This is a genomic window from Roseinatronobacter sp., assembly GCF_051859525.1.
In the GTDB taxonomy this organism is placed as follows: Bacteria; Pseudomonadota; Alphaproteobacteria; order Rhodobacterales; family Rhodobacteraceae; genus Roseinatronobacter.
Genome location: NZ_JBHYFM010000002.1, coordinates 274,438 through 295,986, shown reverse-complemented (window position 1 = coordinate 295,986; position 21,549 = coordinate 274,438). Strand labels below are relative to the sequence as shown.

General features: G+C 59.7%; 20 protein-coding genes. 11 read left to right on the top strand and 9 right to left on the bottom strand.

Annotated features, from left to right (window positions below; all coding sequences use genetic code 11):
- Positions 1-197: hypothetical protein (locus tag ACTIE1_RS04355; RefSeq protein WP_439563279.1), on the bottom strand; the 197-nt coding region annotated here is incomplete at its 3' end.
- A 209-nt stretch (positions 198-406) separates the two neighbouring features.
- Here ACTIE1_RS04355 and ftsH point away from each other — a divergent pair.
- Together ftsH and ACTIE1_RS04345 are read left to right on the top strand one after the other, a co-directional pair.
- On the top strand, positions 407-2,242 hold the full coding sequence (ftsH, locus tag ACTIE1_RS04350) for an ATP-dependent zinc metalloprotease FtsH (RefSeq protein WP_439563278.1): 1,836 nt from the start codon (positions 407-409) through the stop codon (positions 2,240-2,242).
- 3 nt (positions 2,243-2,245) lie between these two features.
- Entirely contained in the window at positions 2,246-4,048 is a 1,803-nt protein-coding gene (locus tag ACTIE1_RS04345; protein ID WP_439561863.1) for a PHA/PHB synthase family protein, read from the top strand.
- Positions 4,049-4,272: 224 nt separating this feature from the next.
- Here the strand turns inward: ACTIE1_RS04345 and ACTIE1_RS04340 are convergent, their stop codons facing one another.
- Positions 4,273-4,365, bottom strand: coding sequence for an SEC-C metal-binding domain-containing protein (locus ACTIE1_RS04340; protein ID WP_439561889.1), 93 nt, complete (start codon positions 4,363-4,365; stop codon positions 4,273-4,275).
- Between the two features lie 296 nt (positions 4,366-4,661).
- On the opposite strand from ACTIE1_RS04340, the gene ACTIE1_RS04335 reads away from it, so the two are divergent.
- Positions 4,662-5,333, top strand: a complete 672-nt coding sequence (locus tag ACTIE1_RS04335; RefSeq protein WP_439561862.1) for an SGNH/GDSL hydrolase family protein — start codon at positions 4,662-4,664, stop codon at positions 5,331-5,333.
- A 154-nt stretch (positions 5,334-5,487) separates the two neighbouring features.
- Here the strand turns inward: ACTIE1_RS04335 and ACTIE1_RS04330 are convergent, their stop codons facing one another.
- Complete coding sequence (locus ACTIE1_RS04330) at positions 5,488-5,853, bottom strand: DUF4399 domain-containing protein (RefSeq protein ID WP_439563277.1); 366 nt, start codon at positions 5,851-5,853, stop codon at positions 5,488-5,490.
- Between the two features lie 663 nt (positions 5,854-6,516).
- Between ACTIE1_RS04330 and ACTIE1_RS04325 the strand changes: the two genes are divergently transcribed.
- The gene (locus tag ACTIE1_RS04325; protein WP_439561860.1) at positions 6,517-7,038 is read left to right on the top strand and encodes a CIA30 family protein; all 522 of its coding nucleotides are present in this window, start codon (positions 6,517-6,519) and stop codon (positions 7,036-7,038) included.
- 276 nt (positions 7,039-7,314) lie between these two features.
- Positions 7,315-7,959 carry a Crp/Fnr family transcriptional regulator gene (locus ACTIE1_RS04320; RefSeq protein ID WP_439561859.1) on the top strand — a complete coding sequence of 215 codons (645 nt, stop codon included), beginning with the start codon at positions 7,315-7,317 and terminating at the stop codon, positions 7,957-7,959.
- On the opposite strand, the gene ACTIE1_RS04315 is transcribed toward ACTIE1_RS04320, so the two are convergent.
- Together ACTIE1_RS04315 and ACTIE1_RS04310 are read right to left on the bottom strand one after the other, a co-directional pair.
- Entirely contained in the window at positions 7,956-8,309 is a 354-nt protein-coding gene (locus tag ACTIE1_RS04315) for a hypothetical protein (protein WP_439561858.1), read from the bottom strand. The genes ACTIE1_RS04320 and ACTIE1_RS04315 overlap by 4 nt on opposite strands.
- A gap of 172 nt (positions 8,310-8,481) precedes the next feature.
- Positions 8,482-9,375, bottom strand: coding sequence for a LysR family transcriptional regulator (locus ACTIE1_RS04310; RefSeq protein ID WP_439561857.1), 894 nt, complete (start codon positions 9,373-9,375; stop codon positions 8,482-8,484).
- Between the two features lie 131 nt (positions 9,376-9,506).
- On the opposite strand from ACTIE1_RS04310, the gene ACTIE1_RS04305 reads away from it, so the two are divergent.
- From ACTIE1_RS04305 to ACTIE1_RS04280, 6 genes are read left to right on the top strand one after another with little or no spacing between them, the layout of a single operon-like run.
- Positions 9,507-10,397 carry a carbon-nitrogen hydrolase family protein gene (locus ACTIE1_RS04305; protein WP_439561856.1) on the top strand — a complete coding sequence of 297 codons (891 nt, stop codon included), beginning with the start codon at positions 9,507-9,509 and terminating at the stop codon, positions 10,395-10,397.
- Between the two features lie 48 nt (positions 10,398-10,445).
- Positions 10,446-12,017 carry an ABC transporter substrate-binding protein gene (locus ACTIE1_RS04300; RefSeq protein WP_439563276.1) on the top strand — a complete coding sequence of 524 codons (1,572 nt, stop codon included), beginning with the start codon at positions 10,446-10,448 and terminating at the stop codon, positions 12,015-12,017.
- Between the two features lie 3 nt (positions 12,018-12,020).
- Positions 12,021-13,700 (top strand): dipeptide ABC transporter ATP-binding protein, encoded by a 1,680-nt coding sequence (locus ACTIE1_RS04295; protein ID WP_439561854.1) that lies wholly within the window; start codon positions 12,021-12,023, stop codon positions 13,698-13,700.
- Positions 13,697-14,629 (top strand): ABC transporter permease, encoded by a 933-nt coding sequence (locus ACTIE1_RS04290; RefSeq protein WP_439561853.1) that lies wholly within the window; start codon positions 13,697-13,699, stop codon positions 14,627-14,629. Before ACTIE1_RS04295 ends, ACTIE1_RS04290 begins: the two co-directional genes overlap by 4 nt.
- Positions 14,622-15,485 carry an ABC transporter permease gene (locus ACTIE1_RS04285; RefSeq protein ID WP_439561852.1) on the top strand — a complete coding sequence of 288 codons (864 nt, stop codon included), beginning with the start codon at positions 14,622-14,624 and terminating at the stop codon, positions 15,483-15,485. The genes ACTIE1_RS04290 and ACTIE1_RS04285 overlap by 8 nt, the downstream gene beginning before the upstream one ends.
- Positions 15,486-15,512: 27 nt before the next feature.
- Positions 15,513-16,190 (top strand): RraA family protein, encoded by a 678-nt coding sequence (locus ACTIE1_RS04280; protein ID WP_439561851.1) that lies wholly within the window; start codon positions 15,513-15,515, stop codon positions 16,188-16,190.
- Positions 16,191-16,284: 94 nt separating this feature from the next.
- On the opposite strand, the gene ACTIE1_RS04275 is transcribed toward ACTIE1_RS04280, so the two are convergent.
- The 4 genes from ACTIE1_RS04275 to ACTIE1_RS04260 all read right to left on the bottom strand — a co-directional run bounded on the left by ACTIE1_RS04275 (position 16,285) and on the right by ACTIE1_RS04260 (position 21,521).
- The gene (locus ACTIE1_RS04275; protein ID WP_439561850.1) at positions 16,285-17,223 is read right to left on the bottom strand and encodes a DMT family transporter; all 939 of its coding nucleotides are present in this window, start codon (positions 17,221-17,223) and stop codon (positions 16,285-16,287) included.
- Between the two features lie 250 nt (positions 17,224-17,473).
- Positions 17,474-19,021, bottom strand: coding sequence for a gamma-glutamyltransferase (locus tag ACTIE1_RS04270; RefSeq protein WP_439563275.1), 1,548 nt, complete (start codon positions 19,019-19,021; stop codon positions 17,474-17,476).
- A 36-nt stretch (positions 19,022-19,057) separates the two neighbouring features.
- Positions 19,058-19,876 carry an ABC transporter permease gene (locus tag ACTIE1_RS04265; RefSeq protein WP_439561888.1) on the bottom strand — a complete coding sequence of 273 codons (819 nt, stop codon included), beginning with the start codon at positions 19,874-19,876 and terminating at the stop codon, positions 19,058-19,060.
- 109 nt (positions 19,877-19,985) lie between these two features.
- The gene (locus ACTIE1_RS04260; protein WP_439561848.1) at positions 19,986-21,521 is read right to left on the bottom strand and encodes an ABC transporter substrate-binding protein; all 1,536 of its coding nucleotides are present in this window, start codon (positions 21,519-21,521) and stop codon (positions 19,986-19,988) included.
- Positions 21,522-21,549 lie beyond the last annotated feature (28 nt).

The following is a 21,549-nucleotide window of genomic DNA, read 5'->3' as shown; positions in this document are numbered from 1 at the left end:
CCTGACGTGAAATCCCCTGATTTCTGTTTTTGCGGGGCCGAACGGCAGAAGCCCTGACCGGGATCCCGTTGTGAAAAGAACTGGCGCTCCCCCTCGAACCCGTCGGAGAAACTCGCCGGGTTCGAGCTGTTGGTGGAGGCGGACGTTGACCACAGTGGCAAGATTGACTGACCGTAGCGGCGCATGTCGGTTGCCATAGTCAGGCTTGTGGGTCCTGCGAAATGAAACAACTTGATGCAACGCAAGGACGCTCCCCCCGTCAATTGCTATTCTGGGTTGCAAGATATTTCACGCCTGCTTGGTTCCAATACATGAAACCCAAAGGCCTTTGCACTGAGGAGGCGTCATGAACACCCCTAGAATGCCACCGCCGCCTGAACAGCCTGACAAACCGGCACTAGCGCGAATGCTCTGGCTTTTTGTATTGGGCTTGGTTGCGTTGACATTCATGCTGACGCAACAACCGACCGCGCCCGGTGCCACGGCGACCATCTCATACAGTGAAATAAAAGCCCTGATCCGCAATGGCGACGTGCGCGAGGTGACGCTGGAGGAAACGGCCATTGTTGCATGGCTGCACGACCAAAGAAGCGATGGCGTCAGCCGTGTGCGGGCCATCACACCAGCGCAACCTGATCCGACGCTATTGCCCTTGCTTGAAGACATGGGCGTCATCGTGACGGCCCAAGCCCCGCGCGCCCCTTCGGCCTTGATCTGGTTTCTGCCATGGATCCTGATCCTTGGGTTCTATTTCTGGCTCAGCCGTCGGATGATGGGCGGCTTGGGTGGTCGTCTGGGCGGTGGATTGGGTGGCGGGATGGGCGATTTCCTAAGCGGTCGGTCGTCGAAACCCGCGAAGCTGACCAGCAAGGTCACATTTGCCGATGTCGCAGGTCAGGACGAAGCCAAGCGCGAAGTGTCGGAACTCGTGGAATTCCTGCGCGACCCCGACCGTTTCCAGCGCGTGGGGGCCACGGTGCCGCATGGGGTGCTGATGATGGGTCCGCCCGGCACTGGCAAGACGCTTCTGGCGCGCGCATTTGCAGGCGAAGCGGATGTGCCGTTCTTCTCGACCTCGGGATCGGAGTTTGTGGAAATGTTCGTCGGTGTTGGTGCCGGGCGCGTCCGCAAGATGTTTGAAGCCGCACGGCAGCATGCGCCTGCGATCATCTTTATCGACGAATTGGACAGTATAGGGCGCACGCGCGGCACAGGACTGGGCGGGGGCCATGACGAAAGAGAGCAGACGCTGAACCAGATACTGGCCGAACTTGACGGGTTCAGCGCGCGCGAGGCCGTGGTGGTGCTGGCCGCCACCAATCGCCCTGATGTGCTTGACCCTGCGCTTCTACGTCCGGGGCGGTTTGACCGTCATGTGACCCTGTCGCTGCCCGACAAGGACGCGCGGCGCGCAATCCTGAATGTGCATATCAGGGGCCTGCCCCTGCACAGCGATGTCGATCTGGATCAGGTCGCGGCGGGCACGCCGGGTTTTTCCGGGGCGGATCTGAAAAACCTGCTGAATGAAGCCGCGATTACGGCCGCGCGCCGTCATGCCGGCGACATCACCCATGCCGATCTGGACGAGGCGCGCGACAAGGTGATGATGGGCACTGTGCGCACATTGGCGATCCAGCCTGATGAACGCCACCGGCTGGCTGTCCATGAGGCGGGCCATACGGCGGCGGCCTTTTACAACCCGGGCAGTGATCCGATCTACAAGGTCACGATCATCCCGCGCGGGCGCAGTCTTGGCAGCACCCATATGCTGCCCGCCCATGACCGTCACACCCTGCCTGAATCCTATTTGCGCGCGCAACTTGTCACGCTGCTGGCCGGGCGGGCGGCAGAGAAGTTGCTGCTTGGTTCCGTCAGTTCGGGTGCAGATGACGATATCCGCCGTGCAACAGCGCTGGCGCGCTCGATGGTTGCACGCTGGGGGATGCATAGCGACATTGGCCCTGTGGACCTGCGTGACAGCGAAGATCATCCCTTCCTCGGCCAACAAATCGCGCAACCGCGCAGCTATTCGGACGAAACCGCTACACGGGTCGATCAGGCCGTGATAGGCCTTTTGCAAGACGCCGAAGCCAAGGCAACTGCCCTGATCGAAGAGCATCGCGACCAGATCACCCGCCTTGTCGCGCGGCTGGAAGCGGAAGAAACGCTTGATCTGTCCGCTATTCGCCACTGCCTGGACCCTGACAGCAAGATCATGCCGCTCGCCAGAAAAAGGACGTAACTCATGCCGCCCCGCCGAGCAAAGCCATCCAAAAGCAAACTTGACCCGTCAGCCATGGCGCGGCTACCGGCAGTGACGGCCCCTGTGTCGTCCGAACCCAAGCCATCACATCAGAATTTTGACCGCGCCGCGCGGGGCGTCATGGCAAAGCTGAGCGGCGGAGTGTCAAACCATGCCTTTATCGAGGCCTGGAGCGATTGGGCGCAGCATATGGCGCGCTCACCTGGCCGTCAGCTTGAACTTGTCGAACATGCGCAGCAAAACGCAATGAAGCTGTTGGCCAGCGTCACTGACCGTGATGCAGGCCCGGCTTTCGCGCCCAAATCCTATGACCACCGTTTCACGCATCCCGACTGGCAGAAACAGCCGTTCCAGATTTGGCATCAGTGGTTTCTGGCGATGCAGGACTGGTGGGATCACGCGACGGAACCCATGCGCGGCCTGCGCCGTGAAGATGCCGAACGCGCGCGTTTTTTGGCCCGCCAGTCCCTTGATCTCGTATCGCCCTCCAATTTTCCATGGCTCAATCCCGAAATTATCCAGGCCACGCGCGACACAGCTGGCCGCAACTTCACCGAAGGCATGACCAGATTTTCGCACGACATGCTCAAGACACTCAGCGGCCATCGCGATCCTGCCCCCGAAGGCTTTGAAATCGGTAAGGAACTGGCCTGCACCCCCGGCGAAGTGGTGTTTCGCAATGACCTGTTCGAGTTGATCCAATATGCCCCGCAGACCGAACAAGTGCAGGCAGAGCCCATCCTGATTGTGCCCGCGTGGATCATGAAATACTATATTCTTGACCTTTCGCCGCATAATTCGATGGTGCGCTATCTGGTGGGGCAGGGGTTCACGGTCTTCATGATTTCCTGGTGTAACCCGACAGCTGCGCAGGCGGAATTGTCATTGGAAGACTACCGCAAGCGCGGTGTTCTGGCTGCGCTTGACGCTATTTGCGCGATTGTGCCTGATCAGCCGGTGCATGCGGTGGGCTATTGTCTGGGCGGCACGATGCTGGCGATCACTGCGGCCACGATGGCGCGCGATGGTGACAGGCGGCTTGGGTCCATCACGCTGATGGCCGCGCAGGTGGATTTCGTGGAAGCGGGCGAACTGCTGATGTTTCTGGACGAAAGCCAGATTGCGTTTCTCGAGGATCTGATGTGGGAACAGGGCTATCTTGACCGCCCGCAAATGGCCCGCGCCTTTGTAGCAATACGGTCAGAGGATCTGATCTATACGCGCAATGTGCAACGCTATTTTCTGGGACGTGATGACCTGCCCAGCGATATTGGCGTCTGGAACGCCGATACCACGCGGATGCCTGCCAGAATGCACTCAGAATATCTGCGCGCATTGTTTCTGGAGAACCGGCTGACGGCGGGGCGTTTCGCGGTTGAAGGGCGTGTGATCGCGCTGAAAAACATCACCGCGCCCATGTTCGTGATCGGCACGGAAACCGACCATATCGCGCCGTGGCAGTCCGTATATAAAACGCAGCTTTTTACCGATTGCGACCTGACATTCGTGTTGACCAAAGGCGGGCATAACGGCGGCATCCTTAGCGAGCCGGGCCATAAATCTCGCCACTATCGCCTGTCGCATAGGCCCGAAGGGGCATTATACACTGGCCCTGATGCGTGGTTGGCGCAAAATGCGCCGAAGGCCGGTTCATGGTGGCCCGAATGGGCCGAATGGCTTGCATCGCGAACTGGTGGCGCGGGGCCTGCGCCGCAAATGGGTGCGCCCGACAAAGGCTATTCCCCGCTTATGCCCGCGCCCGGAAGCTTTGTTTTCCAGCCATGATGCCGCCCAGAAGCTGTTGGGTGGTTTATCCCTGCATGCGCGGTTCACCACAGTTAGTCGGAAACGCCACCTCATCGCGCAACGTATTTTAGTGCTCGCTCTCGCCATGCGCCGCGGACTGTGCCGGAACTGTGTCGGACGCCGCATGGCTTGGGGTAGTTGCGTCGCGCGCTGATTTCCTCGACCTTCCAGCACGCAGGAAATCCCGGCCCAGCTTGCCTCTTTCAATGTCGGCCACAGCACAGCTTGTATTTCCGGCCCGACCCGCAGGCGCACGCATCGTTGCGGCCTTGTTTCCCTATGCGGTGGGGCGACATCATGCAGCTTGGTAAAATATTGGGCATAGCCAGTGCCCAAGGCTTATGGTTCGACTTTTACGTATGCCGTCCGCCAGCCTCATGAATGTGGCGCGTCACGATTGCCCCCGATCCGTCGGGTACATTCTTTCAAGCCGAAGCGGGAATAGCATTGCCAATGAATTTCCTGCTGTTCACAGACATCCTCAATGAAAGCCATCACCCGACAGGCCAAGTCCCACTGCAACGGCAATGTGATTTGGCCTTGGATGTCGCGAAGCCGTAGGCTTTCGATCAAGTCAGCAAAAGGTCTGTTCATGCGTCTGTTTCTGATTGCCGCCTTGTTCAGCGCTCTCGCCGCTTGCGGTGTCGCGCCGCGCCAGCAGGCGGGTGATATTCTGGTCATCGGTGATTCCGTTTTCGCCTGGAACCGGAGTTCGGGGCAGGATGTGGGGCGTGTGATAGAGATGGAACTGAACCGTGATGTCACGAGCCGCGCCAGATTGGGGGCGCAATTGCAGTCTGGGCGCCTTGCCAGTCTTGGCGGGCTTAGCATACCGGACCAGCTAACTTCCGGGTCCTGGTCCTGGGTCGTCATGAATGGCGGGGCGAATGATCTGGCAAGGGCTTGCGGATGCCAGCGCTGCGATGGTGTTATTGACCAGCTGATCGGACCGGATGCCATGACCGGGGCTATTCCCGATCTGATCAGTCGCGCCCGCAATCAGGGGGCGCAAGTGATCTGGGCCGGATACTATGAGGCACCAGCCTCACGGTCGTTCGCAGGGTGTCATCCTTGGCTGGTCACTATGGAACAGCGCATCGCCCGTTATGCTGCAGCAAAACCGGGGGTTTATTTCATGGACATCGAAGACGTGATTGACGCAACTGCCTCGCACCTTCTTGCCCCTGATCGCACCCATCCGAACAGCACGGGCTCTGCCGTGATCGGCCGGTTTATCGCCACAAGAATAATCGCCGAGAGCTGAAGCCCCGCTATGTCCGCCACGACACGCGTCACGCATGACAAAACCGAGGAGGGACGTATTGCGTCCATCCACACACGCGCAGGCTATGCATTCCAAAAGAAATCCCGCAGCAACGGGGCAGGATCATTGCACGGACCTGACCGGAGTGCCGGCTTCACTCTACAGTGATGGTGATGACTTCCGACAGGATGGGGGGATCATGCGGAACATGGTTGTGATCACCCAACAGCAAGAACATGGTATGTGTGCCCGCGGGCAGGTCCAGCGTCACTTCGGTTTGTCCCCCGCCAAAATGACGATACTGATCATCTGCAGGCAGGCCGAACTCCATATCAACTTCGGTCGGGTCGACATTGATCAACAGGTGGTGATGGCCGGTATCGGGCCAATCTACGCCTGCAGGTGCAATGCCAATACCGCGCGCACCGAACTGGATCGTGACCGGGTTCGAAACAACGGCACCGTCGGCTGGAGTAATGAAATATACCTCTGCGCCTTCCGGAGCGGGTGTGCGGGCCATGTCATCATGGTTATGGGAATGTGTATCTGCGAATGCGGGGCTTGCAACGAACATAAGGCCAGCTAGGGCCCCGGATAGTCTAAACATAGCTTTCCTCCCTGATGCAGCGGAATGCTGCAATTTTCAGGATTGCGCTTCGCAGCTATCAGATCAAGCTTTTTCAACCCAGACGGCTGTTCACATTCCGGCGGGTATCTGCATCTGATCGGACTAGGTATCCGCATTCGCCCTTGGTGCATGTTGCTCAAAAGCGGGAACCGGTTTTGAGCTTCTCGAACATGCAAAACCAGTAAGTTAGAGCATGTCGGGTGAATGCGAATGAGCGCGACATGCTCTAGACATCTAGCTCTGGTGTAAGCTGGTTGAGGGGGGGCGTCACCGTCAGCTTCTGTTGCCAGAACGGCAATGGGCAACATTGCGTGCATTGAACGCGACTGTCTTGCCACGGGGCCGCCACCGGCTGTTGGTGCGTGCTCACCGGTTTCGCGCTGGGCGGCAGGCCGGGAATGTCCCGCGGTTCGCCTGCAAGATCGGGGCTTGATTGTTTGAAACGGATTCAAGCACTATTACACCGGACATGAGTCAAAATCGGGCCGAGTTGCGAAACCGCTTGCGCGCATAGTTCAAGGCGGGATCCCCGCGACAAACAAGGACAGCCCTGCAATGACACCCCCTGATACTCTGATCGATGACCTTTCCGCCCCCCATCCTCGCGCCGTGAACGGGGCCGCGTGGGAATTCGTGTCGGACCGCGTCATGGGCGGTATCTCGCGCGGGGCAATGACCCGCGAGATAGTCCGTGACCGCCCCGCGCTGCGCATGCGGGGACAAGTCAGCTTGGAAAATAACGGCGGGTTTGTCCAGATCGCCCTCGACCTTGACCCGCGCGGCGGCACGATCGATGCGCGGACTTGGGCAGGGATCGAGATGGACATCACCGGCAATGATAAGGATTACAACCTGCACCTGCGCACGCGCGATGTGACACGACCATGGCAATCCTACCGCGCCAGTTTCCGGCCGGTCCCCGAATGGCAAACCATCCAACTGCCTTTCGCTGATTTCACTGCGCACCGGATTGATGCCGCACTCGATCTGTCGCAGCTGCGCCGGATCGGGATTGTGGCCATCGGTCGGGCGTTTGACGCGGATATCGCCATCGCCGGCATACGGTTCTTTCGTTAAGCCGAACCGGTCACGCCTTGCCGTGCATGGACCAACCCGCGATCAGCATACCCCTTCGGGGTGTCATGCCGCGCGTCTGCGGCAAGGTCATTCTATCGCTTACCGCTGATACCCCCGATTTAACGGGGGTGGATTATTTTCCGACCGCCGTGCAGATTAGCGGCAACAACAATTGACGGAATACATGCAATGTGCGCAGCGAAAAGTCCTTGTCAGACTTGTTTTTTAAGGAAGAAAGACATCTTCAACCCATTCACAGCCCATGAACTTGATTTCATGCAGGCGTTCTGGGCGGGCGAGGACACGTTTGAACGCGGCGATATCCTTTTCTCAGAAGGCGATGCGCTGGATTTCTTCTATACGGTGCGTCACGGACAAGGCGCACGTTATCGTCATCTGGCGAATGGCGACAGGCAGTTGGTGAATTTCATCTTTCCTGGTGATACTATTGGCCTTCAGGGTGTTCTGAGCGGCGAGGCCTCATCCACAGCGATTGCAGCAGAAAAAATGGTGCTGTGCAAATTCAAGAAGTCGCGCTTGCCCGAGTTGTTTCGGGAAAGCCCGAAGCGGGCCTACTCGCTGGTATGGATCGCGGCTGTCGAAGAGCATTTCTTATGTGAAACCATCACCACACTGGGCCAGCGCAATGCCACGGAACGGATGGCATGGGCGTTTGCCAAGATTTTCATGCGGCTAAAAGCAGTCGGGCTTGGCAGGGATGATACGGTCGTTTTTCCGTTCCGCCAGCGGGATATGGCCGATGCCTTGGGCCTGTCGCTGGTGCATACCAACAAAACCCTTGCGCGATTGCGCCCCTATGTCCAATGGGAGGGCGGACAGCTGCGTGTCCGCGACCTTGATCAGCTTGCCGAAATTTCCATGATCGATTACGAGGCTGTGCCAGAGCGCCCATTGCTTTAATCGTCTGCGATCTGCTGCACCAATGCCTCCAGATCTTCTGTGAAGAAGGGCAAGACAAGTGACGGAAACGAAGAGCGTGCCGCCGCTTCAAGCGAGTCCACAAGCAAAATGACCTTGCTGCCTGCGGCGTCAAGCAACGGATATAGTTCACTTCTGACAAACTCTTCGGGGCTGGCCTGAATGATTGCCAGCCCGACCAGATCGCCCTGACCGCGCTGGGCCAGCCAGTTCACCGCGTCCTCGGCGGCAGGGCTGATCTGGGGAACGCCCATATCGAATTGCTGCAACGTCGTTGCGATATCGCGCGCGACAAGCGCGAAGCTCACATTGATCAGGGAAAATTTGCGCATGAAGCCTTCGTTGCAACCGGTGTGCCCCCAGTTTTCAACAAATGGAAAACGAAATCTATTAACTGCGACATACAAGACAGAAATTATGCAGGCCGTTCAGCCCCATCAATTCCCTATGACAATCGCAGGTGGCGGGCTTTGTTCAGTACCGGCCGACACCCTTGTGCGCGGGTCACCGTAGGGGCTGGCGTTGCGCCAAACTCCCCAACCAAGACACCACCTGCGACACCGTGCTTTGCTTTCGTCCCGCATTCGACAGGGTATAAAAATAACAGGCATCGGCATCAATCGCGGTCCGGGACAGTGTAATCAGGCGGCCATCGCGCAAATGGCCTGCGATCAGCGCTTCGCGGCAAATGGCTACACCCTGTCCGGCCAGCGCCGCGTCTGTCAACAGGTTCGACCCCGCCAGATACAGCAGCCCTTTGGTTGGCGGTTCAGGCGCAGCGCATTGCGCGGCTTTCGCCCAGTCGGCCCACATGCGCGAATCTTCGTCCTGCAGCAATCGCGCGGTCAGAATGTCCGCGTCGCTTTGCATCGGGTGTCGCGCCAGATAGTCCGGCGCGCAGACCGGAATCGCCTTGCCGGTGACCAGGGGTTTTGCGCCGGCGGGCAAATCACCGCTAAGTGAGAACAGGATCGTCACATCCGGTTCGGGGGTCATGGGCTGGTCGGACTGGATGGTTGCCAGATGCAGGGCAACATTGGGGTGGCGTTCATGGAATTGCGGCAGGTTTGGCAACAACCAGTTTTGCGCAACCAGCGGCATGGCGGCCAATGTCACGGGCAGGCGTTCGCGCATGGTCAGGCGGTCCACCTCATGGCGGATGCTGCTGAACCCGCGATGTACGACCAGTGCCAGACTTTCGCCCGCATCGGTTAGTTGAATTCGCCGCCCCTCGCGGATCATCAACCGGACGCCCGACCATTCCTCGATCTGGCGCAACTGGTGTCCGATGGCTGATTGCGTGACATTCAGGTTTTCTGCCGCCGCCGCGATGGAGCCGTGTTTCCAGACCGCTTCCAGAACACGCATGGCCCGCAAGGGGGGTAATCGATCGCGCATGGCACCTCAATGCACAAATAAAACTTGGGTAATCAGACTTTATTGAACTTTTTTATTTCATTCAAGCTTGTTACGCTGATTTCAAGGCAGACCAGACCGCACCCGCAACGCCGTCGAAGGAAAGCAGTCACATGACCAGCCCACCCCCAATGGACACGATCAGCCCGACCCAGCTTCGACTGGCGATGGCGCAAATGACGTCTTCCAACACCCATGCTGACAATATTGCCGCATTGCACGATATTGCCCGTCAGGCCGCAAATCAGGGCGCGCAGCTTCTGGCGCTGCCCGAAGCTGCGGGGCTGATGAACCGCGACAGGGCATCTGCGCGCCAATCAGTGACGACCGAAGGCAACGACCCCTATCTGGCGGCCTGCCGCGATACTGCACGCGATTACGGCATTTGGGTGCAAACCGGGTCCACCCCTGTTCTGGACCCGCCGGATGAACGGTTTCGCAATCGGGGGCACATGATCGCCCCTGACGGCAGCATTGTGTCGCAATATGACAAGATCCATCTGTTTGACGTCAATCTTCCGGGTGAACCCCCGCGACGGGAATCCGACCGCTATGCCCCCGGCCAACAGGCCGCGCTGGCGTCAACGCCTTGGGGTTTGTTTGGCCTGTCCATATGTTACGATCTTAGATTTCCACATCTTTACCGCGATTATGCGCAGGCGGGTGCGACAGTCCTGTTTGTGCCATCTGCCTTCGCGATGAGCACGGGCAAGGCGCATTGGGAAATTCTGCTGCGCGCGCGGGCCATTGAAAACGGGTGCTTTGTTGTGGCGGCGGCGCAAAACGGGCACCATGCCGATGGGCGCCAGACATGGGGCCATTCACTGGTGATCGACCCATGGGGTGAAATACTGGCGGATATGAAACAGGAAAACGGCGTTGTTGTCATTGATCTGGACATGACCGCGGTAACCCGCGCCAGACAAATGATCCCCGCACTGCAAAACACGCGCCCTTATGCGAAACCCGAACTGCCGCAGCCGGATGCGCAGACCGACCGATAATAACAAGAAAAACCAACATCCCCCCAACCTGACAGGAAGGACCTGAACATGCTGTTCAAAAGATTTTGCTTCGCTTCCGCGCTGGCACTAAGTGTCAGCATCCCCGCTTTGGGTGCAGCCCAAGATCGCCCGACGCTGAATTTCGCGGTCGACAACCTGTGGCCCACCATGGACCCTGTGATCGGGATTTCCACCACGGGCGGGCGTGTGCATTCCAATATCTTCGAGACATTGGTGCAGCGCAACTACTTCGAGGACCCCGACGGGAACGAGTTGATCCCTGGTCTGGCCACGTCATGGGAACGCACATCGGATACCGTGTGGACATTGACCATTCGCGAAGGGGTCACGTTCCACAATGGGGATCCCATGACCGCCGCAGACGTGGCGTTCTCGCTGTCGGCCGAACGCCTGTGGGGGGATGCGCCCATGGCACCGCGCGGCGCAAGTTTCGCCAGCGGACTGGTCCGCGTGGAAGCGGTTGACGATTACACTGTGGAATTGGAAACCGAATTCCCCGACGCAACCTTCATCGCGCGGCTGACAACCCCCATCGGGTTTGTCCTGCCAAAAGACTACTACGAGTCTGTGGGCACCGAAGAATTCGGCCAGAACCCGATCGGAACCGGCCCTTACCGCGTGGTCGATTTTGACCCTTCTACCCGACTGACAGCCGAAGCCTTTGACGGGTATTGGGGCAGTGATCCCATGTTCAGCTCGATCAGCTGGAATGTGATTTCGGAATATTCCACGCGCTATGCAGGGCTTGTGTCCGGCGAATTCGATCTGATTGTCAGCATTCCCACCGACCAGCTTGACGTCGTGGAAAATACCGACGGCGTGAACCTGCTGGTGTCACAGGTGGGCAATTATCCGATGTTCGCGTTCAACACGCTGGATATTGACGGCATGGAAGACAACCCCATCATGGATGCCGATTTGCGCAAGGCCATGGTCATGGCCGTGGATATGGACACATTGGCGCGCGCGCTGTGGGATGATGCCACCTATGCGCCCACGCCCTTCAACTTTCCTGAATATGGCGACTACCATGATCCCGACCGGCAGGCGACCTATGGCTATGACCCCGAACGCGCTGCCGAATATCTGGCGCGCAGCGGCTATGACGGGGAAACGCTGCGCTGGCATATCGTGCGCGGGTTCTTCCCCAATTATGAAACTGCCGCCGAATTCATGGTCGAAGAATGGGCCGATCTGGGCATAAACGTGGAAATCCGCATTCTGGACAATTTCGCGCTGGCCTATGAACGCCCCTTCCACCTGCTGAACATGTCCATGTCGTCGGAATTCACCGGCGACCCGTATCGCCCGCTGTGGCTGGATTGGGGTCCGGGGTCCAACCGTGTGATTGCAAGCCACCGCACATGGGAACCGACCGAAGGGTTCCTTGAGGCAGGCCAGCGTTTCGCCCGCGCGCAGGAATTCGATGAACGGTATGCGGCCTATATGGACCTGCTGGCCGAATGGGAAGATGTGATGCCAGCTATGTATCTGTGGCGCAATGTGCAGACATTTGCCATGCGCGACGGGCTGGAATTCGATCCCGGCAGCACGCAGGTCACCGTGTTCGATGAACGCTACGTCACCCTGACCGAGTGATCGATGACACAGGCAGGACACCCCGTCCTTGGGCTGCGCGATCTTAGCATCGCGCTGCCCCATGGCAGTGACCGCGATTTTGCGGTGCAGGACATATCCCTGACAGTGCAGGCGGGGGAATGCGTTTGTCTGGTCGGCGAAAGCGGGTCGGGCAAATCGATCACCGGTCAGGCCATCATGGGCATGGTGCCACCGGCGCTGACCCGCCATTCAGGGCAGGTCACATTCTGTGGTCGCGCGCTGGATCTGGATCAGGGTCATCACATGCAGACCCTGCGCGGGCGCGAGATTGGCATGATTTTTCAGGAACCGGTTGCCAGTCTGGACCCGATCATGCGTGTGGGGGCACAGATTGACGAAGTGCTGGCAGTGCATGGCATGCGTGACCGCGCCCAGCGTCGCGCGCGCCTGCATCAGTTGCTGGAGGCCGTGCGCCTGCCAGATCCGGAACGCATTGCAAAATCCTATCCGCATGAGTTGTCAGGCGGGCAGGCGCAGCGCATTGTCATAGCCATTGCGCTGGCCCATGACCCCAAACTGATCATTGCTGATGAACCCACCACTGCACTGGATGTCACCACGCAAGCCGAAATCCTGCGGCTGCTGAAAGGGTTGCAACAAGCCCAAGGATCGGGGCTGTTGTTCATTACCCATGATCTGGGCGTGGTCGCCGATATTGCCGATCATGTCATCGTTATGCAGCACGGGCGCATCGTGGAACAGGGCAGCCGGGACGCCTTTTTCTCGGACCCGCAGCACCCTTATAGCCGCAAGCTGCTGGGTGCGCTGCCCCAACGCAGGCCCCAAACCGCGCCAGTGCCTTGCCCCGCTGCCCCGCCGGTTGTGCTGGAAGCGCGCGACATTTCCCTGACCTATCATAAACCCGCCGGTTTGTTGGGCCATACCCGTGTGCAGGCCGTGCGCGATGTATCGTTGCAATTACGGCGCGGGCAGACGCATGGCATTGTCGGCGAAAGCGGGTCTGGAAAATCCTCTTTCGTGCGGTGTTTGCTGCATCTGGAGCGTTTTGACAGTGGCAGTGTGCATATTGACGGGCAGGATACCGCGCAATGGGGCGGCACATTGCCCCGCAGCATCCGGCAGCGTATCCAGATTGTGCTGCAAGACCCCTATACCGCACTGAACCCCCGCCAGCGCATCGGTGACACCATAGCCGAAGCCGCGCAAATTCACGGCGCCGGACGCAGCGATGCGCGCGCCCGTGCGCGCGAGCTTCTTGAACTGGTCGGTTTGACGCCCGCAGCCTATGCCCGCTATCCGCATGAATTTTCCGGCGGGCAGCGCCAGAGGATCTGTATTGCGCGCGCCCTTGCGCCCGAACCCGAAATCCTGATCGCGGATGAAGCGGTTTCCGCGCTGGATGTGTCCATTCAGGCGCAGATACTGGCCCTGTTCCGTGACCTTCAGGACCGGCTGGGATTTGCCATTCTGTTTGTTACCCATGATTTGCGCGTGGCAAGTGCCATTTGTGACGATGTTACGGTCATGCGCGCGGGTGGCATCGTCGAACAAGGGCCGATGGCGCGTATATTCGACGCCCCGAGCGCCGAATATACGCGCCACTTGCTGGACGCGATGCCTGACAGGCAGAATTTTGCCCTGTCCGGGGTGCTGGCACCGGCTGGGCAAGCAGCCACAAGCACGGGCGGGGTGACCCCATGACACGCATTATCCTGTTCAAGACCTTGCGCGCGATCATCACGCTTCTGGTGGCTGTGACGCTGGTTTTCTTGTTCATCCGCCTGTCGGGCGACCCCGCCGTGGCACTGGCCCCGCCAGATGCACCCCCCGCCGTGATCGAGGAATACCGCCAGCGTCTGGGGTTGGACCAACCGCTATGGACACAATACATGGCCTATATCGGCGGCATGTTTCAGGGGAATTTCGGCTATTCCATCCATACCGGACGCAGTGCGCCGTCGCTGTTCATGGACAGGCTGCCTGCAACATTGCTGCTGGGATTGACGGCCTTGGGCATTTCTGTGGCGCTGGGCATGACACTGGGCACTATCGCAGCGTTGCGGCATAATTCAGCCATTGACCGGCTGGTGATGTCCTTTTCGGTCTTTGCCTTTGCAATGCCGAATTTCTTTTTCGGGCTGTTGGTGGTGCTGACGGGGGCCTTGGTGTTCGGGGTCTATTTCGGCGGGTCGGGGGCCACGCGCAGTCTGGGCCAGTTGCTGGCACCGGCGGCGACATTGGGACTGGCCACAATGGGGTCTTTTGCACGGTTCACGCGATCATCCTTGCTGGAAACGCTGAACAAACCCTTCATGACAGCGCTTGCCGCGCGCGGCGTGCCCTTCAGGCGCCGGTTGCTGCGCCATGCCGCCCCCAATGCGGCCATTCCCGTGGTCACGATGCTGGGCCTTAGCCTTGGGGGGATTGTTGCGGGTGCCGTGGTGACCGAACAGGTGTTCAGCTGGCCGGGTGTGGGGCAGTTGCTGATCCGGTCAGTGGAAACCCGCGATATCGCGGTGCTGCAATTCATCGTGTTGATGATTGCGCTGGTCATGACCGTAACCAACCTGCTGGTTGACCTGCTGTATCTGGCGCTTGACCCACGCATGAGAGGGGGCAAAAATGACTGAGCAAACTGCATTATCAGCCGCGCGCATTCCCTTTGTTGTGCGCTTGTCGATGGGGTTTTTGCTGTTGTTCGTGCTGTTTGCCCTGTTTGGCACATGGCTGACCCCATACGGTTTCCGCGAAACCGCCCTGATGCACCGGCTGGAAGCCCCCGGCCTGTTCGGCAGCGGGTCCGATTATATTCTGGGAACGGACGCGCGCGGGCGTGATCTGGTCGCGCGGCTGGCAGTGGGGGCGCAGATCACGCTTCTGGTGGCTGTTGTGGGCACGCTGATCGGCACCATATTCGGGTCGTTGCTGGGGCTGATTGCGGCCGCGCGCCGCGGCTATACCGAAGCTGCCATCATGACCGCGGTGGATGTGCAGTTGTCCCTGCCCATCATTGTGGTGGCGCTGTTCGTTCTGGCGATGTTTGACAACAGTTTCACCCTTCTGGTGCTGCTGATCGGGTTCACCGGCTGGGAAGCCTATGCGCGGCTGGTGCGCGCGGCCACGCTGTCGGCCAAAACCCAAGGCTATGTTACCGCGCAGCGGGTTCTTGGGGCAGGGGCTGCGCGCATTTACCTGCGCCATATCCTGCCCAATGTGTTCAATGTCATACTGGTGCAGTTCACGGTGAACCTGCCACTGACAATTCTGCTGGAAACCGCGCTTAGTTTTCTGGGGCTTGGGGTTCAGCCCCCCATGACAAGCCTTGGCCAGATCATGAGCGAGGGGCGCGACAGGTTGCTGAACGCATGGTGGCTGACACTGCTGCCCGGCACGCTGATCTTCCTGCTGGCGCTGTCCATCTCGCTGGTGGGGGACTGGCTGCGCGACCGGCTGGACCCCACATTGCGCGGTCGCCAGATCGCATGACCCCACTATCAGAAACAAGGAACCGGTATGTATACCGCACATGAAATGCCCCCGCAGCTACCGCAGGCCGATCTGGACCTGCTGGCACAGGCAGAAACCGCGACCATCGGACATTTTCGTCATATCGGGTTCATGGATGTCGCGCTGCGCCCCCTTCACCCCCGCCAGCGGATTTGCGGGACGGCGGTAACACTGGCGCTGCCGTCATTGGATTCGTCCATGTTGCATTATGCGCTGTCGGACATGCGCGCGGGCGATATTCTGGTTATCGACCGGCTGCAGGACCAGCGCTTCGCCTGTATCGGCGGGGGGGTCGCATTGGCCGCGCTGGCCGCAGGCGTTGCGGGGGTCATTGTAGACGGCCCTTGCACGGACCCTTCGGAGATTATTGAGGCCGGCCTGCCGCTGTGGTCGCGGGGCATTTCGCCCATTACCACGCGCATGGCCAATATCGGCGGGGCGCTGAATATTCCGGTTTCCTGCGGCGGGACTGTCGTTCTGCCCGGTGATGCGATTCTGGCGGATGAAAGCGGCATTGTCGTTCTGCGCCCGCATGAAGTGGTTGAAACCGCGACCGAGGCGATCAACAGGCAAAACCGCGGCGCTGAACGTCAGGATCTGCTGCGCAAGGGTGTGACCCGCATCGGCGATTTGTCCGGCGCGCGTGACCGTGTGGCCAAGGCATTGATGGGGCCAGCCAGTTAAGCACGGGGTGGTTCGCTGGCTTGGTTCACGCGTGTCACACCAGCGCGGGTTTGGTGGGGCGGTTGTTCAATCACGCCGCCCGCCAGTATTGCGCCTATCCTTGCAAGCTGGAGGATTTGCGCGCCTTGCTTCGCTCCAGTCCCAGTTTATGCTCTCGCCAGATGATCAGGATACCTGCAAGCATAATGACGGCTGCCCCGACGATCACGGTTGTGGTTGGCACTTCGCCGAAAACACTCCAGCCGATGAAAACCGCGATAAGGATTGAGCTATATTCAAACGGTGCCACGACAGACGCGTCCGCATGCCGGTAGGCCGATGTCAGGCAAATCTGCCCCAACCCGCCAACCAGCCCGATTGTGATCAGCAACACCAGCGTCATGCCCTGCGGCATCACCCAGCCAAAAGGGATTGTCAGCAAACTTAGCAATGCAGACGTTATCGTAAACCAGAACACAATCGATGTGGTGGATTCAGTCTGCGACAGCTTGCGGATGAAGATATGCGCCAGCGCGGAAAAGACGGCACTTCCAAGGGCCACGACCGCGCCCAGAACACGCAAATGGTCGGACACAGCGGCACCTGTCAGTTGCGGCGACATGACAATCACCACCCCTGTCAAACCAAGTCCCACCATCGACAGGCGAAACAGGCGCACATCTTCGCCCAGAAACATGCCTGCAAAAATCACGATCAGCAAAGGCGCGGCGAAGAAGATCGCCGTAACTTCCGCCAGTGGCAACAGCGATAATGCCCAGAAACTTAGCGCCATCGAGGTCGTCCCGATGATCCCGCGAAAGAAATGGCCAATGGGCCGGTCCGTCCGTAACCCTTTGCGCAGTTGCCCTTTGCCTTGCAACAGCAACCAGCCGAAGATCAGCGGCAGGGCAAAGACAGACCGGAAGAAAACCTGCTGGCCCGGCGGAACCGGCTGCTCCGCTGCGCCGGTCACCTTGATCAGCGCGCCCATGATGATGAACAGCAGCACGCTCAGGCACTTAAATGCAATACCGCGCCATGGTGACGTTTCCATAAGCTCTTTCTGTGGTTTTTTGCCTGTTGCGCGGCGTTGGTGGTATCCGGCCACGGCCAATGCCGGGGCACTGGAACACGGCAGGCCGTGCAAGTGGCGTTCCTAACTTCCAGCAGGCATTTTAATGCACAAGGTTCAAGCTGCAACCCGCATTCGCCCTTGATGATCCTTGTCGCAACCCTTTTCTTTTCGTGGCTGCTAAACCGGCATGGCATGCGGACTGCCCCCAGCTGGCAACGGTGGCCGCGCCTTATGCGTGCCGCACTGCCCCGTCCCAAGCTGGATCGGCTGCACCAACTTGGTCGCCTTCGGGCGACACTCCGACGGCATGCACGATCCCAAGATGGTTGACATGCCCGTCGCCCGACAGTTCCGGCGGGGTACCCCATGCATGAAGCGCACCGATAACCGCTGCCCCTGCATGTCGATGCGCACGCGGCGTGGACCCTTTCAGGGTCACACGCGGGAAGGCCACTGCCTGTGGAAGGGCGAGGTTCCGGTCAACAACATTGACGATCACTTGCATAACCGCGCCCGGAATGCGTTCACTTCCCGCAGCACCTAAAGCAAGCAGTAGTTTTCCGTCACGGGTGACAACCGTCGGGCACATCTCGGTGACATCGCGCGCGCCGGGGTCAGGGCGGGTTTCCATCTGGTAGCTGCGCGCCAGCAGCACACCATGTGTGCTGTCGGTCACGGCCTGCCCGAAATGCGGCCCAATGGAGCAGGTGAAAGACACGCAGTTCCCCTGTGCATCAAGCACCGAAGCATGCGTTGTGTCCTGATCCAGCGTTGCGGTCGGGGTCGCCAGTGTTTCAGGGTTCAGGTCGATGGGCGGGGGCAGGTCAGCCATCTCTTGCACAATGGCATCGGCACAGCGCGCGGCATGCGCTGCCGATGACAGGCGCGCAAGCTCCACGCCTTCCGGACGCGGCTCCAGTGTGCCCAGATGCTGTGGCCGGTCTGTCAGGGCGCGGCGAATGACCAGCACAAGCCTGCGGGCTTCGTCCGGTGTCATTTGAGGGCCGAAGCGCGGCAGCGCGTCCAGTATCGCAAGCATCTGGATCAGTGTATGACCCCAGCCCTGTCGACCGATGGATGTCACCTCGCAATCGCGGAAACGTCCGGTAATCACCTCTCCGTCGCGGGCGGCGCTGGCGGTCAGGTCGCGGGGGTGCCACCACCCGCCCTGCGCGCGAATATCGCCTGCCAGCGCCTTGGCCCGCCCTTGATGTGTCAGCACATCACCGCCAAGGCGCGCGAAATCACGCAACAGGGCAGCCAGACGGGGGTGTGTGAAATGCGCGGGCACGCGTCCGTTCTCACATAAATAGCTTGATGCAGCCGGATGACGTGAAAGTGCGTCCAGCCGACCTGCCCAGACGTTGCGCAATTTCTGGGTCGGGGTGAAGCCCGCCTCTGCCAGCCGGATCGCGGGTTCGACAACTTGCGCAAGGGGCAGGCGTCCATGACGGGCGTGCAGTGCCGCCAGCGCCTGCGGCAGGCCGGGGATCGCAGCGCCGGAAAACCCCTCGACAGAGGCTTTGGTCACCGCCAGCGGCACGATGGTGGTGCCATCCACCGCGTCCACGCGCCCCTCGGAATCGCGCCACAGGAATTGCCCGCGCCCGAAAAAACTGCAATTTGCCGGATCGCTGACCGCCAGCGCAAGCGCGGTTGCAACGGCTGCATCAGCGGCGGTGCCGCCGTTGCGCAGGACCGTCGCGCCAGCGTCAGCTGCATAGGGGGTTCCGGCCGAAACGATGCCGCCCGCGTCACATTGCGCCCGCATGTTCATGGTGTCCTTCCATAAAGATTGTCACCCGCACAGCGTTCAACTGCGGGCATGTTTGGCCCTTGGGTCCAATATGTCGCGAATACCATCGCCCAGCAGGTTGAAGCCCAGAACCGTTATGAATATTGCCAACCCCGACAGGATCGCGGCACCCGGCGCCACCTCCATGAAGGCGCGTGATTCCTGTAGCATCCGGCCCCAGGACGGCGCGGGCGGCGGCAGTCCAAGCCCAAGAAAGCTAAGGCCGGCCTCGCCAAGGATCGCGCCGGGAAACTTGAGTGTTGCCTGAACGATGATCGGTCCCGAACAGTTCGGCAGGATATCTTGCACAAGAATTTTCCATGGCCGTTTGCCAAGGGCGACCGCTGCCAGAACATAGTCAGCCTCCTTGCGTTGCATGACTGTCGCGCGCACCACACGGGCAAAACGGGGCACACCCACAATCGTCAGTGCCAGAACGATGGCGCCCATCGTGCCCCCGAAGACCGCGACAAGCGCAATCGCCAGCAGCAGGCCCGGAAAGGCCATAAGCGCATCCATCAGGCGCATGATAACCGTGTCAGTCGCGCCGCCAACGAACCCCGACAGCGCGCCCAGCCCCACCCCGACAACGACCGAGAGGATCGTCACCGCAAAGCCCACCTGAAGCGAGATGATGCCGCCATACGCCAGCCGCGTCAGAAGATCGCGCCCGAAGTGATCGGTGCCCAACAGATGCGCGCCGCCCGGTGGCTGCAATGCGTTGCGCACGTTCATCTGGACCGGATCGAACGGCAGCAAAAGCGGCAGAAGAAGTGAGAAGGCGATGACGAAGCCGACCAGTACCAGCCCGATCATGGCCAGCTTGCTGCGCCACATCCGCCGCAGGAGGGTTCGAAGTTCTGGACTAAGTGACATTCAGGGCCGGTCTCGATCAAAGGTTGCATCAAATAGGTACGGGGGGCGGCAAGCCGTCCCCCGGAAGGACTCAGCGGTCGAGCCAGACATACTTCAAGCCGGTTTCCGCGTTCGAGAAGCCGCCCTGCCGGTCAGTGCGGAAGTCGCGCACGTCATGGCTCCAGGCCATGGTGTTCGGGGCGAAATACAGGATCGGGTTCGGCACGTCCTGCTGCAGGATGTCGAACACCTGCTGGTAGAGTGCGCGGCGCTGGTCATTGTCATTCAGACGCCGCGCCTCGTCCAGAAGTTCGGTCACTTCCGGATTGTCATAGCCGCCAGCGTAGAAATTTGCCGGACCTTCGGGCGTATAGAAGCGTGCGTAGCGGCCATCAGGGTCTGCGTACCAACCCGCCGCAGCAACGACCATGTCGAAGTTGTTCGACCGCATCCGTTCGGCCAGCGCCGCCCAGTCCGACACAACAATAGAGGCGTTGAATCCTGCCTCATTCAGTTGACTTTGCACAAGCTGGGCATCGTCGAGATAGAGCGAGCGCGCCTCGATCGTGATGTCCAGCCCGTCACCATGGCCGGCTTCTTCCAGAAGTTCGCTTACGCGGTCAAGGTCGCGCTGGGGCAGGGTGGCTTCCATCCGCCAGACACTGCCTTCGTCCCATATCTGGTTGTCGACATGTCCGAAACCGAAGGTGCGCGCCAGCATCAGTTCTTCGCGATCAAGCGCCAGATCGACAGCCTGCCGCACGCGCACATCATCAAAGGGCGCACGGGTCGTGTTCATCGAGGCCATGCGCCAGCTGGTCCCCGGCGAGATCAAGAGTTCAAACCCGCGGTCTTCATTCGCCATCAGGCTGGGCAGTAGCTGTGCGGGAACCGACGTGATCAGATCAACGGCACCTGTGCGCAGCGCGACCATGCGCGCGGCATCGTCACTGACAGGCGTCATGACGACGCTATCAACAAAAGGCACATCGTCGCGCCAGTAATCGTCAAACCGGTCAAGGGTCAGGTTCTCGCCCATGTCATAGTTGTTGAACCGGAACGGGCCAGTCCCGACCGGATGGGTGATTGTCCCGTCATCGTTCACACTCTCGGACGGGATAACAGCTGCCCATACGCCAACCATATTGGCCAGGAATGGCGCGAAGGCGCTTTGCAGATGCACCTCGACCGTCTGGTCGTCGACAACTTCGATGCGGTCGATGATTTCCAGATTCTGGCGCCGGCGCGATCCGGTTTCGGGGTCCAGAATACGTTCAAGACTGAATTTCACGTCCTCGGCGACCATTTCGCGGCCATTGTGGAACTTCACGCCCTGTTCCAGCTCGAATGTATAGACAAGCCCGTCATCCGAAATCGAATAGCTGTGGGCCAGCCATGGCACGATGTTCATGTTGGCGTCAAAATGCAAAAGCCCTTCGCCAATCTGGCTAAGTGCCCAGACGGTGTTGTCGCCAAGGATCACATGGGGATCAATGCCATTCGTCACGGTGGTGGAACTGACACCGATGGTCAGCGTGCCGCCGCGACGTGGCTCGTCAGCCCAAAGCGCGCCACTGGCGAGTGTGACGCACAGCGCCGTGGCGGTAAGCAATCCTGTTCGTTTCATTGTATTCCCTCCTTGGTTGGTTATTGGT

Coding starts and splice junctions, on each gene's coding strand:
- ftsH (WP_439563278.1), top strand. CDS start 407: ATGCTCTGGCTTTTTGTATTGGGCTTGGTTGCGTTGACATTCATGCTG.
- ACTIE1_RS04345 (WP_439561863.1), top strand. CDS start 2,246: ATGCCGCCCCGCCGAGCAAAGCCATCCAAAAGCAAACTTGACCCGTCA.
- ACTIE1_RS04340 (WP_439561889.1), bottom strand. CDS start 4,365: ATGTCGCCCCACCGCATAGGGAAACAAGGCCGCAACGATGCGTGCGCC.
- ACTIE1_RS04335 (WP_439561862.1), top strand. CDS start 4,662: ATGCGTCTGTTTCTGATTGCCGCCTTGTTCAGCGCTCTCGCCGCTTGC.
- ACTIE1_RS04330 (WP_439563277.1), bottom strand. CDS start 5,853: ATGGCCCGCACACCCGCTCCGGAAGGCGCAGAGGTATATTTCATTACT.
- ACTIE1_RS04325 (WP_439561860.1), top strand. CDS start 6,517: ATGACACCCCCTGATACTCTGATCGATGACCTTTCCGCCCCCCATCCT.
- ACTIE1_RS04320 (WP_439561859.1), top strand. CDS start 7,315: ATGCAGGCGTTCTGGGCGGGCGAGGACACGTTTGAACGCGGCGATATC.
- ACTIE1_RS04315 (WP_439561858.1), bottom strand. CDS start 8,309: ATGCGCAAATTTTCCCTGATCAATGTGAGCTTCGCGCTTGTCGCGCGC.
- ACTIE1_RS04310 (WP_439561857.1), bottom strand. CDS start 9,375: ATGCGCGATCGATTACCCCCCTTGCGGGCCATGCGTGTTCTGGAAGCG.
- ACTIE1_RS04305 (WP_439561856.1), top strand. CDS start 9,507: ATGACCAGCCCACCCCCAATGGACACGATCAGCCCGACCCAGCTTCGA.
- ACTIE1_RS04300 (WP_439563276.1), top strand. CDS start 10,446: ATGCTGTTCAAAAGATTTTGCTTCGCTTCCGCGCTGGCACTAAGTGTC.
- ACTIE1_RS04295 (WP_439561854.1), top strand. CDS start 12,021: ATGACACAGGCAGGACACCCCGTCCTTGGGCTGCGCGATCTTAGCATC.
- ACTIE1_RS04290 (WP_439561853.1), top strand. CDS start 13,697: ATGACACGCATTATCCTGTTCAAGACCTTGCGCGCGATCATCACGCTT.
- ACTIE1_RS04285 (WP_439561852.1), top strand. CDS start 14,622: ATGACTGAGCAAACTGCATTATCAGCCGCGCGCATTCCCTTTGTTGTG.
- ACTIE1_RS04280 (WP_439561851.1), top strand. CDS start 15,513: ATGTATACCGCACATGAAATGCCCCCGCAGCTACCGCAGGCCGATCTG.
- ACTIE1_RS04275 (WP_439561850.1), bottom strand. CDS start 17,223: ATGGAAACGTCACCATGGCGCGGTATTGCATTTAAGTGCCTGAGCGTG.
- ACTIE1_RS04270 (WP_439563275.1), bottom strand. CDS start 19,021: ATGAACATGCGGGCGCAATGTGACGCGGGCGGCATCGTTTCGGCCGGA.
- ACTIE1_RS04265 (WP_439561888.1), bottom strand. CDS start 19,876: ATGTGGCGCAGCAAGCTGGCCATGATCGGGCTGGTACTGGTCGGCTTC.
- ACTIE1_RS04260 (WP_439561848.1), bottom strand. CDS start 21,521: ATGAAACGAACAGGATTGCTTACCGCCACGGCGCTGTGCGTCACACTC.